Source organism: Pantoea sp. EABMAA-21 (assembly GCF_030053335.1).
Classification (GTDB): Bacteria; Pseudomonadota; Gammaproteobacteria; order Enterobacterales; family Enterobacteriaceae; genus Pantoea; species Pantoea communis.
The window spans coordinates 103,170-119,613 of sequence record NZ_JASGBX010000006.1 but is presented as its reverse complement, the minus strand read 5'-3'; the positions used below and the strand labels follow the sequence as shown (position 1 = coordinate 119,613).

The window sequence follows — 16,444 nt, the reverse complement described above, 5'->3', positions numbered from 1 at the left end:
AATAAAGCCCGAAAACGTAACAATAGCGAAGCGGCGAAAGGTATTGCCGATTATGTTAATTCGCAGACTTAGGTTACTGTAATATTACGGACCAATAATAAGCAGAGGTTCGCGTGCGCGAGAACGAGATTGATATCCATTATTACGCCACCGAAATCCGGAAATTAGCAGCATCGCATCAGGCTGGAGAAACACTGAGTGAGGTAAAATCCAGAGTGGATAGCCTCATACAGCAAATGAAAGAGTCACTCGGCAGTGACAAAGCCTGGCAGGCGAAGAATTGGGAGGCGCTGTTGGATCAGTTGAATATCTATTTGACTAACAAGGTTGATCCGAAGTGGATGACGGTGATCTCTCATGCCAAATTCCGCATTAAAAGCCGCAGACAGACCGCCATCTATTCACGAAAACACTTCAAACAATAAGGCTTTTGCCGCCCGGTCGGGCGGCAAATAAGTCATCCAAGCCAATGGTGGATAGTGAGATTAATCGCGCCGCCGCCGACAATCAGCCAGATAAACAACATCAAACCTAATAACAGCGGACGCAGACCGGCTCGCTTCAGCTGACTGATATGGGTGGTGAGACCCAGTGCGGCCATCGCCATGGCGAGCAGCACGTTATCCAGCTGATTAATGACCGCAATCGCCGAGGCGGGAATCAGATGCGCTGAGTTAAACAGCGCCACCAGAATGAACGCCAGTGCAAACCATGGGAAAGTAATACGCTGTTTTTCCCTGCTGGTGGCCGGTGCGCTGCGGCGTACCATCACTCCAATCACCACCAGGAACGGTGCCAGCATCATTACGCGCAGCATTTTGGCGATCACCGCCGCATTTTCTGTTTCCGGGCTAATGGCATGTCCGGCCGCCACCACCTGCGCCACTTCATGCATGGTCGAACCGGTGTAAATACCAAATTCACTCAGGCTCAGGCCCGGCAGTAATGGCGAAACGCTATGCCAAATCAGCGGGTAAAGGAAAATCGCCAGTGTACCGAAGATCACCACAGTCGCGACCGCCACCGCCACTTTGGACGATTCGGCTTTAATCACCGGTTCGGTCGCCAATACGGCGGCGGCACCGCAAATACTGCTACCTGCACCAATCAACCACGCGGTTTCACGATCCAGTTTCAGGATTTTACGTCCCAGCCAGCAGGCGAGGGTAAAGGTGCTGGTCAGCATCAGTACATCAATCACCACACCGCTGACGCCGACATCCAGCACCTGCTGGAAGGTGAGACGGAAGCCATAAAGGATAATGCCGAGACGCAGCAGTTTCTGTTTGGCAAACTGTACGCCCGCGTCGCAGTGACCGTGCACCGTCGGGAAGAGCGTGTTGCCGATAATGATCCCGCCGATGATGGCCAGCGTCAGGGCGCCTAACCCCAGCTGCGCGACCGACGGCAGATTACCGAGCCATGCCGTTGCCAGCGCAATGGCCGCCGTAAGCAGCAAACCGGGCGCGAAATGCGCCATACCCTGTGAGTGTTTGTGTAGAGAGATATCAGCCATAACGCCTCCTGTGTTGCCGTTATGATGCGGAGAGATGGCTTGAAAGAAAAACTGATTATATCGTTAGAACAAATCTGAATAAGTGGTAAAGACGGGGATGAACGCAGATAAAGGCGGAGAGGGCGCGGCGAAATCGGTGTTCGCGGCGCCTTATCGGGTTAGATCACCATACCCAAAATTTGCAGCGTGCTGCGCTGCGAGGCGGTGACGAACGGGATGTCTTTGATGTGCTGCATGCCAAAGGCTTCCCAAAACTTACGTGCACGCACGTTTTCAGCCATCACTTCCAGCCACATGTAACCTTCCTGCTTCTCACGGGCTTCATTGATGATGCTTTGGAACATGATTTTGCCGAAGTTCTTACCGGTCTGATCGGGATTCAGGTAGAGCTTATTCAACATGGCGCCCGTCATGCCGGAATCAGGAACCGGTGTATTCCAGGTGACCTTGGCAAAACCTACCGGGTGATCGGTCTCGGCGATCAGCCAGCTCTCGTTTTCTGCCGCGAGGCTGCTCTGCAGCACCATCAGGCCATATTCTTTATCGATAAACGCATCCATTTCGTCGGTTGAAACCCACATATGTTTGAAATGCGCGCTGTAGGTCATGCGTCCCAGCTGATGAAGCAGTTCCGCGTCCTCGGCCTGAGCCTTGCGTATGGTGAAATTCATGTAAGATGTCCTGTTATCCGTCCCTATTGATGGTCGTGCAGCCAAACGTTCCATCGCTGACTTTTCAGCAGGGTACTTTAACAGGGAGAGACGGTTCCGACACATGCTAAGTGTGGAATCAGAATAGTGATGCGCCCTCCGACTGGAGAGCGCAGGGATGCGTAAGGCATCAGAACAAATAACGGGCTCCCAGAACAAACTGGTTTTCCACCAGATGTGCTTTCATTTGCTCATCTTTAAAGCCACGAGCGTTCCCGAATGTATTGTATCCGCTCTCTATTTTGCCCATATCCACATAACGGTAGCCAAGGTCCAGGCTCACCTGCTCAATCGGCGTGTAGCTAATACCGGCGCCGACACTGTAGGTCAGGTTGTTTTGCGTGGTTGAAGCATACTGACGAGAGGAGTTGCCTTGCCAACCGCCTGCTTTGATTTTACTGACGCCGACGCCTGCGGTGCCGTACAACGCAACGTTATAGCCGATTTGATAGTCACGATACACGTTCAGCATCAAGCGCTGGACATCGGTTTGCAGATGGTTATAGCTGGAAGTGAAAGTCGATGAACCACTGGTGAATTCGGATTTCTGACCAAAGGTATATTCGCCTTCCGTGCGCCAGCCATTGCCCCATTGATAACCGGCTGCAAGCGCTGCCGCGCCGTTATGTGCCTTTTCATTGCCTGCAACAAATTGCCCCACGCCAGGACGTGCGCTGGTATCCATCTCTTTGGCACGTTGTTCACTTTGCAGATATTTTGCAGAGGCGTAATAGCCCTCACTGGTTTCTGCTGCAACAGCGCTGCCCGCAGCAAACAGCATTGGCATAGCAAAGATTAACGCATTAAGTTTCATATGATTCCGTTCTCATTCTTTATCAGGTAGAGAACGCATCATAAGAAAGGCCAATCACGAGAAAAATTCGGTTGAATACTTAGGCAACCTGGTAGAGTTACGTAAGGTAGCTAAGAGCCTAAACGCAAGGTTTCAGCGCGCCTGGCGGTCTCATAAACGTATTGCAGCATCGGCTCTAAATCGGCATCCGGCCCGGAGCTGATAATTTTGCCACGCAGCCACTCAATTTCGCTGGTGATGTCGGGATGGAAAATGGTGTTGTTCTGCGCGTTACGCAGCCATTTCAGCAGAAAGTTATTCTTGCCGCGCACGCCGGCGGGTTTGCGCGTTTTTGCATTGATCTTCAGCGCCACCAAGATGCAGTAATAGAAATGCACGCGCTGACTGTAGCTCTGGGGGATCATAGGCTGTTACCCGCCATGACATCGCAAAAGTGTGAACCTGATCGGATTTTCATCGTCCTGAATGCCTGCCTGAAAGCGCCATTTGGCGCAGATATGGGCCTTTATCGGCCTTTTTTCCGCCTTGAATCGCGCGGTAACCGCACCATAAGCCAATCGGCGGCGCGGATGCAAGTAAGGAAAATCTGGTAAATGAGGCGTCACCAGGGAAAGAGGGCGGGCAAAATTAAGGTCTTAAAAAAGCGAAGCGTTATAAAAGGAAAGGGGGCGATTTTTTGCCGTTGCAAAGACCTGAAACAGACACTTTTCTCATGCATTAACCCACTGTGCCTGGCAAAACTGTGATCTCCGTCTAGACTTAATGCTGACGATGTTCGCAGTCAGGTTGCTGTGTTGGCTATAAAGTTGTGCGTTTGTGGAGAGTTACCTATCGCAGTCCCCCGTTTTTGGCTCAATCTCCTCGCCTCAGTCCAGACATCCAACTGAAAACACCCAGCCTGACTTCGAACATCCTGTTAAAGCCTAATGAACAGGAGGAGACGTGACCCCTGCGGTTAATCAGAACAGCACCTTGCCGTCACTCAGCGGCGGTCTTTATGCCTTCTTTTTTGATGTCGACGGCACATTAGCGACCATTCAGTCGCAACCCGAGTCGGTTTCCATCCCCGCATCGGTGCGCCAGCATCTGCAACAAATCTCCAATCTGAGCCATGGCGCCCTGGCGCTGGTATCGGGCCGTCCGATTGCGCAACTGGATGCACTGGTTGCGCCACTGGAAGCGCCTGCGGCGGGCGTGCATGGTGCGGAACGCCGTGACGCCAGTGGGCACGTGCACCGGCATTCGCTGCCTGGCGACATTGCGCAAACGCTGCAAACCGAACTGCAGCAAACACTCGACCAATGGCCAGGCACCCTGCTGGAAGTGAAAGGCATGGCGTTTGCGCTGCACTATCGCAACGCGCCCGAGTACGAAAAATCCATCATGCAACTGGCGGAAGACGCCGTGACGCGCTTTCCTGCGCTGGCACTACAGCCGGGCAAGTGTGTGGTGGAGCTAAAACCGCAGGGCATCGATAAAGGTGCTGCGGTACGTGAATTTATGCAAGAAGCCCCCTTTATTGGCCGCATTCCGGTCTTCGTGGGTGACGATCTGACCGATGAAAAAGGATTTCTCGCCGTTAACGCCATGCAGGGCATTTCAGTCAAGGTCGGAGAAGGCGCCAGCCATGCGCGCTACCGTCTCGACAGCGTTGATGCGGTATGGCACTGGCTGGCGCAACTATTATTACAACTAGAACATGACATCGTCGGTAAGGAGTCAAGGTTATGAGTCGTTTAGTCGTGGTATCTAACCGTATCGCCATTCCGGATAAAGGCAAAGCCAGCGCGGGTGGTCTTGCGGTGGGCATTTTGGACGCGTTACGCACCACCGGAGGCTTGTGGTTTGGCTGGAACGGAGAAATCAGTGAATTCTCTGGCGAGGAAGAAGATGAGCCACTTTCGCAGATGGAACAGGATGGCATTACTTATGCCTCACTGCCGCTCAATCAGAACGATTATGATCAGTACTACTGCCAGTTCTCTAATACCGTTATCTGGCCGGCTTTCCACTATCGTCTGGATTTAGTGCAGTATCAGCGCGAAGCCTGGGATGGCTATTGCCGTGTGAACACCTTGCTGGCCCAGCGCCTGAAGCCGCTGCTGCAACCTGACGATGTGTTGTGGATCCATGATTACCATCTGCTGCCGTTTGCAGCCGAGTTGCGCAAACTGGGCGTCAACAATCGTATCGGCTTCTTCCTGCACATTCCGTTCCCGACGCCGGAGATCTTCAATGCGCTGCCACCGCATCAGACACTGCTGGAGATGCTGTGCGATTACGACCTGCTGGGATTCCAGACCGAGTCCGATCGCGTAGCCTTCCTCGATAGCCTCAGCCAGTTGACGCAGTTGCAGAATAAAGGCGAGAAGAAACACCGTGCCTTTGGCAATACCTTTATGACGGAGGTGTATCCGATTGGTATTGAGCCGGATAGCATCAAAGAGATGGCCGAAGGACATCTGCCACCGAAAATGGCGGCAATGAAACGTGAGCTGGGCGATGTACAAAATATTATTGCCAGCGAGCGACTCGATTATTCCAAAGGCTTGCCGGAACGCTTTCTGGCTTATGAGGCACTGCTGGAGAATTTCCCGCAGCATCGCGGCAATATCCGTTATTCACAAATCGCGCCGACGTCCCGTGGCGATGTGCAGGCCTATCAGGATATTCGCCATCAATTAGAGACAGAAGCGGGGCGTATTAATGGTAAGTACGGCACGCTCGGCTGGACACCGCTCTATTATCTGAACCAGCACTTTGATCGCCGCCTATTGATGAAAATCTTCCGCTTAACCGATGTGGGTCTGGTCACGCCACTGCGTGACGGCATGAACCTGGTGGCGAAAGAGTATGTTGCCGCGCAGGACCCGGACGATCCGGGCGTGCTGGTGCTGTCACGCTTTGCCGGGGCGGCGAACGAACTGACATCGGCACTGATCGTCAATCCTTACGATCGTGATGAAGTCGCCGCCGCACTCGACAGAGCGCTCACCATGCCGCGCACCGAGCGTATCTCGCGCTACAACGACATGATGGCGGTGTTGCGCAAGCAGGATATTACGCAATGGCGTGAGAGCTTCCTGCGTGATTTAAATGCGTTACCTGCGCGCAGCGCCGATCATGGTATCGCCAATAAAGTGGCGACCTTCCCGAAACTCGCTTAAATCTGCTTCCCGGTGCGCAATGCTGCGCACCGTTTTCACTGCCCATCTTAAACCTGCGAAATCGTTTTCATTTCCTTAAGGAGTAACTGCCTGACACGGCAGCTAAAATCGCACGTTTTGGTTAAAAAGCGTGCAATCGAACGTGAAAAAAGCTTTTTTTTCATGTCGGCCCTAAAGGTTTGGTTGGTCAGGCCGATAGTTATCTCAAATCAATGCGTCAAATCCCCAATTCATTCATATCACTAATGTAACGCACTGTTACATCCACTGCCGTTCGCTAAACACTCCCTACAAAGCCCTAACAGTTCCCAGGCGCGCTGCGTCCAGTCTTCACGCTTATCTATCATCATGGTGGTAGTGCATTTCAGCAATATTCCCTGTAAGTGATTAATTTAGAAGCAAATAGTTTTTACCAAAATCAGCACATTATGCTGCCTTTATGGTTTTAAGTGGCTTCATGTCTCCATTTAAAACCAACTAAACAGATAAAAGATCGCGTTGTCATGACAATCGACCACACAGGCTAAAAAGGGGCTTTTTAGAGTGAAATATTAGCTAAACAATTCAAATTCGCTCAAAAAACGCACAACAGAAAAGCAATACTGAAGCTTCCAGGAAAAAATTTGCCTTAAAAGTGTGACGCAGATCACACTTTATCTAAAATTTCGCACCACTCACGTTGTATGTAGAAATCAGACGATATAGATTTGCGTTGTTTTCGGATTAGTCTTAAAAAACTGTAAGCAGACGTCACGGAAGATGGTTACAACTCAAGAAAAGATTGGCCTGGAGTTTTGACTACTACTGATCAGTGTCCCGGCGGGAAGTGAAACAGTTCAGTACACGTTGGCTTTGCCTGATTATTTTTTGCCATCTTTAGATTTACCAACCAGCAACCCGAACCATAGAACTTTTAATTCTGTGGCCGTATATGTGTCGCGTCTATCAGGATGGAAAAAAATGGGTACATCAGAATTACTAAAACATATATATGACATCAATCTGTCATATTTGCTTCTTGCTCAGCGTTTAATTAACCAGGAAAAAGCTTCAGCAATGTTTCGTTTAGGCATCGATGAATCGATGGCAGATGCATTGTCGCAATTAACCTTGCCTGAGATGGTAAAATTAGCGGAAACCAATCAACTGGTTTGCCAGTTCCGCTTTACCGATCACAACCATATTAACCGTTTGACTCAAGAATCACGCGTGGATGACCTGCAGCAAATCCACACCGGCATTTTATTATCCAGCCGTTTACTGCGGAACGCGTCAAAAGATGATGCTTCTGCGAAGAAGAGGGCGGTTTAATGACCGAGAAAAGTATTGTTCAGGAAGCGCGCGATATTCAGCTGGCTATGGAGCTGATTACGTTGGGCGCACGACTGCAAATGCTGGAAAGCGAAACCCAGTTGAGCCGTGGTCGCCTGATTAAACTGTATAAAGAGCTGCGTGGTGCACCACCACCGAAAGGCATGCTGCCATTCTCAACCGATTGGTTCATGACCTGGGAACAAAATATTCACTCATCCATGTTCTGTAATGCCTGGCAGTTCCTGCTGAAAACCGGGCTGAGCAATGGTGTTGAAGCGGTCATCAAAGCGTATCGCTTGTATCTTGAGCAGTGTCCGCAATCGGACGAGGGCCCGCTGTTGGCGCTAACGCGTGCATGGACCCTGGTGCGATTCGTTGAAAGCGGCATGCTGGAATTGTCTGACTGTAAATGCTGTGGCGGGAGCTTTATTAATCATGCTCATCAGCCTGTTGGCAGCTTTGTTTGCAGCCTGTGCCAGCCGCCATCACGTGCCGTAAAAAGACGTAAACTTTCTGCAGATTCTGCCGATACCTTTCCACAACTGCTGGATGAACAGGTTAAACGCGCCGTTTAAGTTTGTTCGCATCGTGGAAAACATCCAGCAGCGGCTTAGTCCGCTGCTTTTTTTTTGCCCACGATTTACGAATAACACCTGCGGCTCTCTGGCTTAACTTCTACCAACACGTTACGGACGTAAGGATTTTTTGTGCTGATTATTCTGGGTTATATCGTGGTCGTCGGCTCCGTGTTGGGCGGCTATATGATGGTCGGTGGCCATCTGGGGGCGCTTTATCAACCTGCCGAGCTGATTATTATCGGCGGTGCCGGTATTGGTGCCTTTTTAGTGGGCAACAATGGCAAGTCGATCAAGAAAACATTAAAAGCCTTGCCAATGTTAATGCGCGGCTCGAAATATAACAAAGCTGTATACATGGATTTAATGGCACTGCTGTATCGCCTGATGGCGAAATCACGTCAGCAAGGCATGCTGTCATTAGAACGTGACATTGAAGATCCCAGCCAGAGCGAAATTTTTGCTAACTATCCGCGTATTTTGTCCGATAAACAGTTGGTGGATTTTATTACCGACTATTTGCGATTGATGGTGAGCGGAAATATGAATGCGTTTGAAATCGAAGCGCTGATGGACGAAGAGATCGAGACCTACGAGCACGAGTGTGAAGTGCCGGCGCAAAGTATATCGGCCATGGGCGATGGCTTACCTGCCTTCGGTATCGTGGCGGCGGTAATGGGCGTGGTACACGCACTGGCCTCAGCCGATCGCCCGGCAGCAGAGTTGGGCGCGCTGGTCGCACACGCCATGGTGGGAACCTTCCTCGGTATCTTGCTGGCTTATGGCTTTATCTCGCCGCTGGCGTCAGTGCTGCGTCAGAAGTGTGCTGAAACCACCAAAATGATGCAGTGCGTCAAGGTGACTTTGCTCTCCAGTCTGAATGGTTACGCACCGCAGATCGCCGTGGAGTTTGGGCGTAAAACCCTGTATTCCGCTGAGCGTCCGTCGTTCTCCGAGCTGGAAGAACATGTGCGTAACGCGAAAAATCCTGCGAAACAAACCTCGGATCAGAACTCATGAAGGCAGGCAATCGCCCCATTGTGCTGGTTAAAAAGCGCAAACATAAAGGTCATCATGGCAGCCACGGCTCGTGGAAGATTGCCTATGCCGACTTTATGACGGCGATGATGGCGTTCTTTATGGTGATGTGGCTGCTCTCAATTTCCAGCCCGAAAGAGTTGATTCAGATTGCAGAATACTTTCGTACACCGCTGAAAGTCGCGCTGACCGGTGGCCAGCGCAGCAGCGACAGCGAAAGCCCGATTCCCGGTGGCGGTGACGATCCAACACGTAAAGACGGCGAAGTGAAGAAAGTGGTCGATATGGATGCGCAGAAGAAAAAGCTGGAGGAGATTCGTCTGAATCGTCTGCGCGAAAAGCTGGACCAGTTGATTGAAGCCGATCCGCGTCTGAAAGCACTGCGTCCGCATCTGATCATCAACATGGTGGAAGAGGGGCTGCGCATTCAGATTATTGATAGCCAGAACCGCCCAATGTTCAAAACCGGTAGCGCAGAAGTGGAGCCGTACATGCGTGACATCCTGCGCGCCATTGCGCCGGTTCTGAATGATATTCCGAACAAAATCAGCCTGGCTGGCCATACGGATGACTTCCAGTATGCGACGGGCGATCGCGGCTACAGTAACTGGGAACTCTCAGCCGACCGTGCCAATGCCTCACGCCGTGAACTGGTGATTGGCGGGCTGGATGGGGGCAAAATGCTGCGCGTGGTGGGCATGGCTGACACCATGAAGTTAAAGAATCGTGGTTCGAACGATGCTGTAAACCGTCGTATCAGTCTGCTGGTGTTGAACCATGACACCCAGGCTGCGATTGAGAAAGAGAACTCTGAGAGCGATGCCGCGCAGATAACTGACCCGGCACAAATTATTCCCGACATTACCGCACCGACCGGTCCCGCTGCATCTGCTGCACCCGCAAGTTCTACCGCGACTCCGGCTTCGCCGGCCAGTGCGGTGGCGCCTGCACCAGCAGCGCAGCCAGCGGCAGGCGCGGTGACACCAGACCAACCCTCACAGCCGAGGTGATCCCGTGAGCATGGACATCAGCGATTTTTACCAGACGTTTTTCGATGAAGCCGATGAGCTGTTAGCGGATATGGAGCAACACCTGTTGGGATTGGATCCCCAGGAGCCCGATTCCGAGCAGTTGAATGCCATCTTCCGCGCCGCCCACTCCATTAAGGGCGGAGCCGGTACGTTTGGCTTTACGGTTTTACAGGAAACCACCCACATCCTGGAAAACATTCTGGATGGTGCGCGCCGCGGCGAAATGCAGCTTAGCACCGACATCATCAACCTGTTTTTGGAAACCAAAGATATTATGCAAGAACAGCTCGATGCCTATAAAACGGCGCAGGAACCCAACGCAGAAAACTTCAAATATATCTGCGAAGCACTGCGTCAGCTGGCGCTGGAAGCCAAAGGAATCGCACCCGAGCCGGCAAAAGTGGCCGACGTGGTGGAGATCGCCGCCGCCCCGGCAGCGGCCGCGGGTTTACGCCTGCAACTGATCGATTTGAAAGAGAAAGAGCCGGAACTGATGCTGGAGGAGCTGGGTAATCTCGGCACTGTCTCCAACGTGGTGAAAGGCACCAACTCGCTGGAAGTGACCATTGATGGCGTCGGTAAAGACGACATCGTTGCGGTGCTCTGTTTTGTGATTGATGAAGCGCAGATTCACTTCCCGGAAGGCGCGGCCGCCGTCGCAGCAGCACCTGCCGAAGCCGTTGCGGTGGAAGCCCCTGCACCGGTGCAAACCGCCACCGTAACCGACATCACCCCGCCAGCCAAACGTGAAGCGAAACGTGCGGCAGCGCCGGCCAAAACCAGCGAATCCAGCAGTATTCGTGTTGCGGTTGAGAAGGTGGATCAGCTGATCAACCTGGTCGGCGAATTGGTGATTACCCAATCAATGCTGGCACAACGTTCTGGCGAACTGGATCCTGTGGCTCACGGCGACCTGCTGAACAGCATGGGCCAGCTGGAGCGTAACGCGCGTGACCTGCAAGAGTCGGTGATGTCGATTCGTATGATGCCGATGGAGTATGTGTTTAGCCGCTTCCCGCGTCTGGTGCGCGATCTGGCCAGCAAGCTGGGCAAAGAAGTGGAGCTGACGCTGCTGGGTAGCTCTACTGAACTGGATAAGAGCCTGATCGAGCGCATTATCGATCCGTTAACGCATCTGGTGCGTAACAGCCTTGACCACGGTATCGAAACGCCAGAGAAGCGTCTGGCATCGAGCAAAACAGCGGTGGGCAATCTGACGCTGTCAGCGGAACATCAGGGCGGCAATATCTGCATCGAAGTGATCGATGACGGTGCCGGTCTGAACCGTGAACGTATTCTGGCGAAAGCCCTGTCCTCTGGCCTGCCGGTCAGCGACAGCATGAGCGATGAAGAAGTCGGCATGCTGATCTTCGCACCGGGCTTCTCAACGGCGGAGCAGGTCACTGACGTGTCCGGCCGTGGTGTGGGCATGGACGTGGTAAAACGAAACATTCAGGAGATGGGCGGTCACGTCGAAATCTCTTCGAAGCAGGGCAAAGGCACCACTATTCGCATCCTGCTGCCACTGACGCTGGCCATTCTTGATGGCATGTCAGTGCGCGTGGCGGATGAAGTGTTCATTCTGCCGCTGAACGCGGTGATGGAATCCCTGCAGCCAACGGCTGAAGAGCTGAAACCGCTGGCCGGTGGCGAGCGCGTGCTGGAAGTGCGTGGCGAATACCTGCCGCTGGTTGAGCTGTGGAATGTGTTTGATGTGCAGAATGCCAAAACCGACGCGACCCAGGGCATCGTGGTGATTCTGCAGAGCGCAGGCCGTCGTTATGCACTGCTGGTGGATCAGCTGATTGGCCAGCATCAGGTGGTGGTGAAGAACCTGGAAAGCAACTACCGCAAAGTGCCGGGCATTTCTGCCGCCACCATCCTCGGCGATGGTAGTGTGGCGCTGATTGTGGATGTCTCTGCACTGCAATCGTTGAACCGTGAAAAGCGTGTGGCCGGTGCCGCAGCGTAATAGATAAATAAAGGGCAAAAAAATGACTGACATGGCAACCGTGACCAAAATCGCTGGCGAAACCGTGGGCCAGGAATTCTTAGTTTTCACCCTGGGTGACGAAGAGTACGGCATCGACATTCTTAAAGTGCAGGAGATTCGGGGTTACGATCAGGTAACGCGTATCGCCAACACCCCAGAATTCATCAAGGGTGTGACGAACCTGCGTGGCGTGATCGTGCCAATCATCGACCTGCGTGTGAAGTTCGCGCAGCAGGATGTGGAATACAACGAAAACACCGTGGTGATCGTGCTGAATCTTGAGCACCGCGTCGTGGGTATCGTGGTGGATGGCGTGTCTGACGTGCTGTCTCTGATGCAGGAACAGATTCGTCCGGCACCGGAATTCGCGGTCACCATGTCCACCGAGTACCTGACCGGCCTCGGCGCACTGGGCGAACGTATGCTGATTCTGGTCGACATCGAGAAGCTGCTGAGCAGCGAAGAGATGGCGCTGGTGGATACGCTGCGTAGCGCGTAATCATCGACAATCACGGGCTGGCAGCATCGGCCCGTGATAATTCCGCTCTGAAATAATCCCTATAAAAATCAGATAATAACAATATTTATTCACACAACTTTCATTAAACTCCCTGCCTCGCCCGCCGATAAATATTGCGTTCCATTTACTTACTTTTCCCAGGGCTATCTATGTTAAAAAAAATTCGCGTCGTCACCAGTCTGCTGGTGGTGCTACTGATGTTTGGCCTGCTGCAGGTCATATCCGGTTCAATATTCCTCAAAGCCTTAAACGACGACAAATCCAGCTTCAATGTGTCGCAGTTAGCGAGCCAAAACCTTTCGGCGCTGAATGATGCTTACATGAGCCTCAACCAAAGCCGTGTTGTGTTGACGCGCATCCAGTTGCGTATCGCCACCAGTAAACTGGCCAACAAAGAGCCGGATATTGAGGGGCTGTTCAACGACAGCAAACAGTTCCAGCAAAAAGCAGCGGATAATTTCAAACTCTATAAAGCGATTCCGGATACACCGGGACAAAATAAGGAACTCACAGGTCAACTGGATGAGGGCTATACCGCTTACGCCACGGCATTGAGCCAGATGCAGGATGCGCTTCTCGCCAACGATTTATCGAAAGCGGGCAGCGTGCCGGTGGCACCGAGCCAAAGTAAGTTCCTGAAAACTTACACCGACTGGCGTGCGGATGTGGCGAAACTGGCAGCACAAGGCCAGGAAAAAAATGCCGATGCCTTCAGCCGCATGAGCTGGATTCTGGGCGCTATCATGGTGGTGGTATTAGTGGTGATTGGACTGTGCTGGGTGAACCTGCGTCGCATCCTGATTAATCCATTGAACACTAACATTGCCCACATTCAGTCGATCGCGCAGGGTGACCTGACCCAGAGCATTAGCGTTGAAGGCCGTAATGAGATGAGCCAACTGGCGAGCAGCCTGCATGACATGCAGCAGTCGCTGGTGCGTACTGTCAGTAACGTGCGTGACGGATCTGATGCCATCTTCACCGGTGCGAGTGAAATCTCGGCAGGTAACAACGATCTCTCCGCTCGTACGGAAGAGCAGGCTGCCTCGCTGGAACAGACCGCAGCCAGCATGGAACAGCTGACCGCGACAGTGAAACAGAACGCCGAAAATGCCCGCCAGGCGTCACAGCTGGCGTTGAGTGCCTCTGAAACCGCACAGAAGGGCGGCAACGTGGTGGAAGGCGTCGTACGCACCATGAGCGATATCGCCGGGAGTTCAAAGAAGATCGCTGATATCACCAGCGTGATTGACGGTATCGCCTTCCAGACCAACATCCTTGCGCTGAACGCCGCGGTGGAAGCGGCGCGCGCTGGCGAGCAGGGGCGTGGCTTTGCGGTGGTGGCAGGTGAAGTTCGCAACCTGGCACAGCGCAGCGCCCAGGCGGCGAAAGAGATTAAGGGTCTGATTGAAGATTCTGTCAATCGCGTCAACAGCGGTTCGCAGCTGGTGGGTACCGCCGGTGAAACCATGAGTGAGATCGTCAATGCGGTCACCCGTGTGACCGATATTATGGGCGAAATCGCCTCAGCGTCTGATGAACAGAGTCGTGGTATCGATCAGGTCGGTCAGGCTGTGACGGAAATGGACCGCGTGACCCAACAGAACGCCTCGCTGGTAGAAGAGTCTGCTGCGGCAGCGGCTTCGCTGGAAGAGCAGGCCAGCCGTCTGAGCCAGTCTGTGGCGGTATTCCGTGTGCCGCGTGCCGAACAGCCTGGCATGGCCAGTGCCGTGGTGCGCCATCCGCAGATCGCGCCGCCGGTGTTGAGTGCACCACGTAAAGCTGTGACTGCACCAGTCAGCGACAGTAACTGGGAAACGTTTTAATCGTTTGCAGTGGTGTGCGCTGGCGCACCCACTGCCGCAATATCCTTTTATTCCAAAAGCATCAATGCGCTTTTATCGTTTGCCCGATAAAGGCGCATTTTTTTTAATGACAATTTCTTTAGTTATAAAACTCTGTAAAGAAAGTTATTGGCAGAATTATATTTCGTAAAATCCGTTAAAGCCCCTCAAAATTTAACAACTGCGGTCGATAACAGCGGGAGCCGAAATGCCTCACTCTTTGGAGAACTCATGTTAAAACGAATCAATGTTGTCACCAGCCTGATCGCAGTCTTGCTGGTCTTTGGTGCTTTGCAGTTAATTTCCGGCGGATTGTTCTGGTCTGCCTTACAAAAAGATAAAGAAGCTTTTGCCGTGGCACAGACGTCGACCAACAACGTCGGCGCGATGTCCGATGCCTGGATCGAACTCAACCAGACCCGTACCGTGTTAAACCGCGCGATGCTGCGCATGCAGGGCAGCATGGCGGCACAGTCCAACGGCGGCCAGCTTCAGGCGCTGATTGCACAGACTGAAAAGCAGCTGGATGTGGCTGCCGGGCACTACCAGCGTTACTACGATCTGCCGGGTACGCCAGGCTTGCCGGACGCACTGCGCGATCGCCTGGAAACGGACTACGCCGCCTTCAACGATGGTTTGAAAGCGATGCTGGAACGTTTGAAAGCTAACGATCTGCAAGGCATGTTTGCGCAGAACATTGAAGCCAAACAGGTGAAGATGAAGGCCACCTATGCTGAGTGGCGCACGGCGCAAAGCACACTGGCGGCGGAAGGCGTGGCGCAAAATCAGCAAGCGTTCCATATGATGATGTGGCTGCTGGCAGTGGTGGCGCTGGTGGTGGTGTTCGTAATTGTCGGCTGCTGGTTTGGCCTGCGTGCGGTACTGATCCAGCCATTGCATCAGCTGCTGGGCCATATCCGCCATATCGCTTCTGGCGATCTGACGCAGCATATTGCCGTGGAAGGACGCAACGAGATGAGCCAACTGGCGGCCAGCCTGCATGAGATGCAGCAGTCGCTGGTGCGTACCGTCAGCAACGTGCGTGACGGCTCTGATGCCATCTTTACCGGCGCGAGCGAAATCTCGGCGGGCAACAACGATCTCTCCGCTCGTACTGAAGAGCAGGCGGCTTCGCTGGAACAGACGGCGGCCAGCATGGAGCAACTGACGGCTACCGTGAAGCAGAATGCCGAGAACGCCCGTCAGGCATCTCAGCTGGCGCTCAGTGCTTCTGATACCGCGCGTAAAGGTGGCGAAGTGGTGGATGGTGTTGTGCGCACCATGCATGACATTGCTGGCAGTTCGAAGAAAATCGCCGATATCATCAGCGTGATCGATGGCATTGCTTTCCAGACCAATATTCTGGCACTGAACGCGGCGGTAGAAGCGGCGCGTGCCGGTGAGCAAGGGCGTGGCTTTGCGGTGGTGGCCGGTGAAGTGCGTAATCTGGCACAGCGCAGTGCGCAGGCAGCCAAAGAGATTAAAGGCCTGATTGAAGACTCGGTGAACCGGGTGAACAGCGGTTCACAGCTGGTGGGTACTGCCGGTGAAACCATGAATGATATCGTCGGTGCGGTGACGCGCGTGACCGATATCATGGGCGAAATTGCTTCAGCATCTGATGAGCAGAGTCGCGGTATCGATCAGGTCGGCCAGGCCGTCACCGAGATGGATCGCGTGACCCAGCAGAATGCCTCGCTGGTGGAAGAATCCGCCGCTGCAGCGGCGTCACTGGAAGAGCAGGCCAGCCGTTTGAGCCAGTCAGTGGCGGTGTTCCGCGTGCCGCGTGCTTCACAGGCCACTGCCGCAGTGCGTCAGCCACAGAGCGCGCAGCCAATGCTGAGTGCACCACGCAAAGCCGTGACGGCGCCCGTCAGTAACAGCAACTGGGAGACATTTTAAACGTTTTTAACCGGGCGCAC

General features: G+C 53.2%; 15 protein-coding genes. 11 read left to right on the top strand and 4 right to left on the bottom strand.

The genetic code is table 11. The annotated features are described in order from the left end of the window. Nucleotides 1–113 precede the first annotated feature (113 nt). A complete protein-coding gene (locus tag QMZ65_RS10950; RefSeq protein ID WP_034821870.1) occupies nt 114–425 on the top strand; it encodes a hypothetical protein in 312 nt (103 codons plus the stop codon). A 32-nt stretch (nt 426–457) separates the two neighbouring features. Here QMZ65_RS10950 and QMZ65_RS10945 read toward each other — a convergent pair whose 3' ends face one another. The 4 genes from QMZ65_RS10945 to QMZ65_RS10930 all read right to left on the bottom strand — a co-directional run bounded on the left by QMZ65_RS10945 (nt 458) and on the right by QMZ65_RS10930 (nt 3,444). Next, nucleotides 458–1,516, bottom strand: a complete 1,059-nt coding sequence (locus QMZ65_RS10945; protein WP_283215975.1) for a YeiH family putative sulfate export transporter — start codon at nt 1,514–1,516, stop codon at nt 458–460. A 158-nt stretch (nt 1,517–1,674) separates the two neighbouring features. After that, entirely contained in the window at nt 1,675–2,187 is a 513-nt protein-coding gene (locus QMZ65_RS10940; RefSeq protein WP_283215974.1) for a GNAT family N-acetyltransferase, read from the bottom strand. Nucleotides 2,188–2,356: 169 nt separating this feature from the next. Continuing rightward, complete coding sequence (locus QMZ65_RS10935) at nt 2,357–3,040, bottom strand: outer membrane protein (protein ID WP_283215973.1); 684 nt, start codon at nt 3,038–3,040, stop codon at nt 2,357–2,359. A gap of 110 nt (nt 3,041–3,150) precedes the next feature. Then, a complete protein-coding gene (locus tag QMZ65_RS10930) occupies nt 3,151–3,444 on the bottom strand; it encodes a hypothetical protein (protein ID WP_202403471.1) in 294 nt (97 codons plus the stop codon). 538 nt (nt 3,445–3,982) lie between these two features. Between QMZ65_RS10930 and otsB the strand changes: the two genes are divergently transcribed. The 10 genes from otsB to QMZ65_RS10880 all read left to right on the top strand — a co-directional run bounded on the left by otsB (nt 3,983) and on the right by QMZ65_RS10880 (nt 16,424). Then, entirely contained in the window at nt 3,983–4,771 is a 789-nt protein-coding gene (gene otsB, locus QMZ65_RS10925; protein WP_034821859.1) for a trehalose-phosphatase, read from the top strand. Then, nucleotides 4,768–6,207, top strand: a complete 1,440-nt coding sequence (otsA, locus tag QMZ65_RS10920; RefSeq protein ID WP_097119233.1) for an alpha,alpha-trehalose-phosphate synthase — start codon at nt 4,768–4,770, stop codon at nt 6,205–6,207. Before otsB ends, otsA begins: the two co-directional genes overlap by 4 nt. A 960-nt stretch (nt 6,208–7,167) precedes the next feature. Continuing rightward, nucleotides 7,168–7,518, top strand: coding sequence for a flagellar transcriptional regulator FlhD (flhD, locus tag QMZ65_RS10915; RefSeq protein WP_034821852.1), 351 nt, complete (start codon nt 7,168–7,170; stop codon nt 7,516–7,518). Then, nucleotides 7,518–8,096 carry a flagellar transcriptional regulator FlhC gene (flhC, locus tag QMZ65_RS10910; protein ID WP_034821849.1) on the top strand — a complete coding sequence of 193 codons (579 nt, stop codon included), beginning with the start codon at nt 7,518–7,520 and terminating at the stop codon, nt 8,094–8,096. The genes flhD and flhC overlap by 1 nt, the downstream gene beginning before the upstream one ends. A 132-nt stretch (nt 8,097–8,228) precedes the next feature. Continuing rightward, a complete protein-coding gene (motA, locus tag QMZ65_RS10905; RefSeq protein WP_034821846.1) occupies nt 8,229–9,116 on the top strand; it encodes a flagellar motor stator protein MotA in 888 nt (295 codons plus the stop codon). Then, nucleotides 9,113–10,144: a flagellar motor protein MotB gene (gene motB, locus QMZ65_RS10900; RefSeq protein ID WP_034821843.1), complete on the top strand. Its 1,032-nt coding sequence runs from the start codon at nt 9,113–9,115 to the stop codon at nt 10,142–10,144. Before motA ends, motB begins: the two co-directional genes overlap by 4 nt. Nucleotides 10,145–10,154: 10 nt before the next feature. After that, complete coding sequence (gene cheA, locus QMZ65_RS10895; RefSeq protein WP_196250088.1) at nt 10,155–12,137, top strand: chemotaxis protein CheA; 1,983 nt, start codon at nt 10,155–10,157, stop codon at nt 12,135–12,137. Between the two features lie 22 nt (nt 12,138–12,159). Further along, nucleotides 12,160–12,657: a chemotaxis protein CheW gene (gene cheW, locus QMZ65_RS10890; protein ID WP_034821837.1), complete on the top strand. Its 498-nt coding sequence runs from the start codon at nt 12,160–12,162 to the stop codon at nt 12,655–12,657. Between the two features lie 170 nt (nt 12,658–12,827). After that, nucleotides 12,828–14,504, top strand: a complete 1,677-nt coding sequence (locus QMZ65_RS10885) for a methyl-accepting chemotaxis protein (RefSeq protein WP_034821834.1) — start codon at nt 12,828–12,830, stop codon at nt 14,502–14,504. Between the two features lie 249 nt (nt 14,505–14,753). Continuing rightward, a complete protein-coding gene (locus QMZ65_RS10880; RefSeq protein WP_283215972.1) occupies nt 14,754–16,424 on the top strand; it encodes a methyl-accepting chemotaxis protein in 1,671 nt (556 codons plus the stop codon). Nucleotides 16,425–16,444 lie beyond the last annotated feature (20 nt).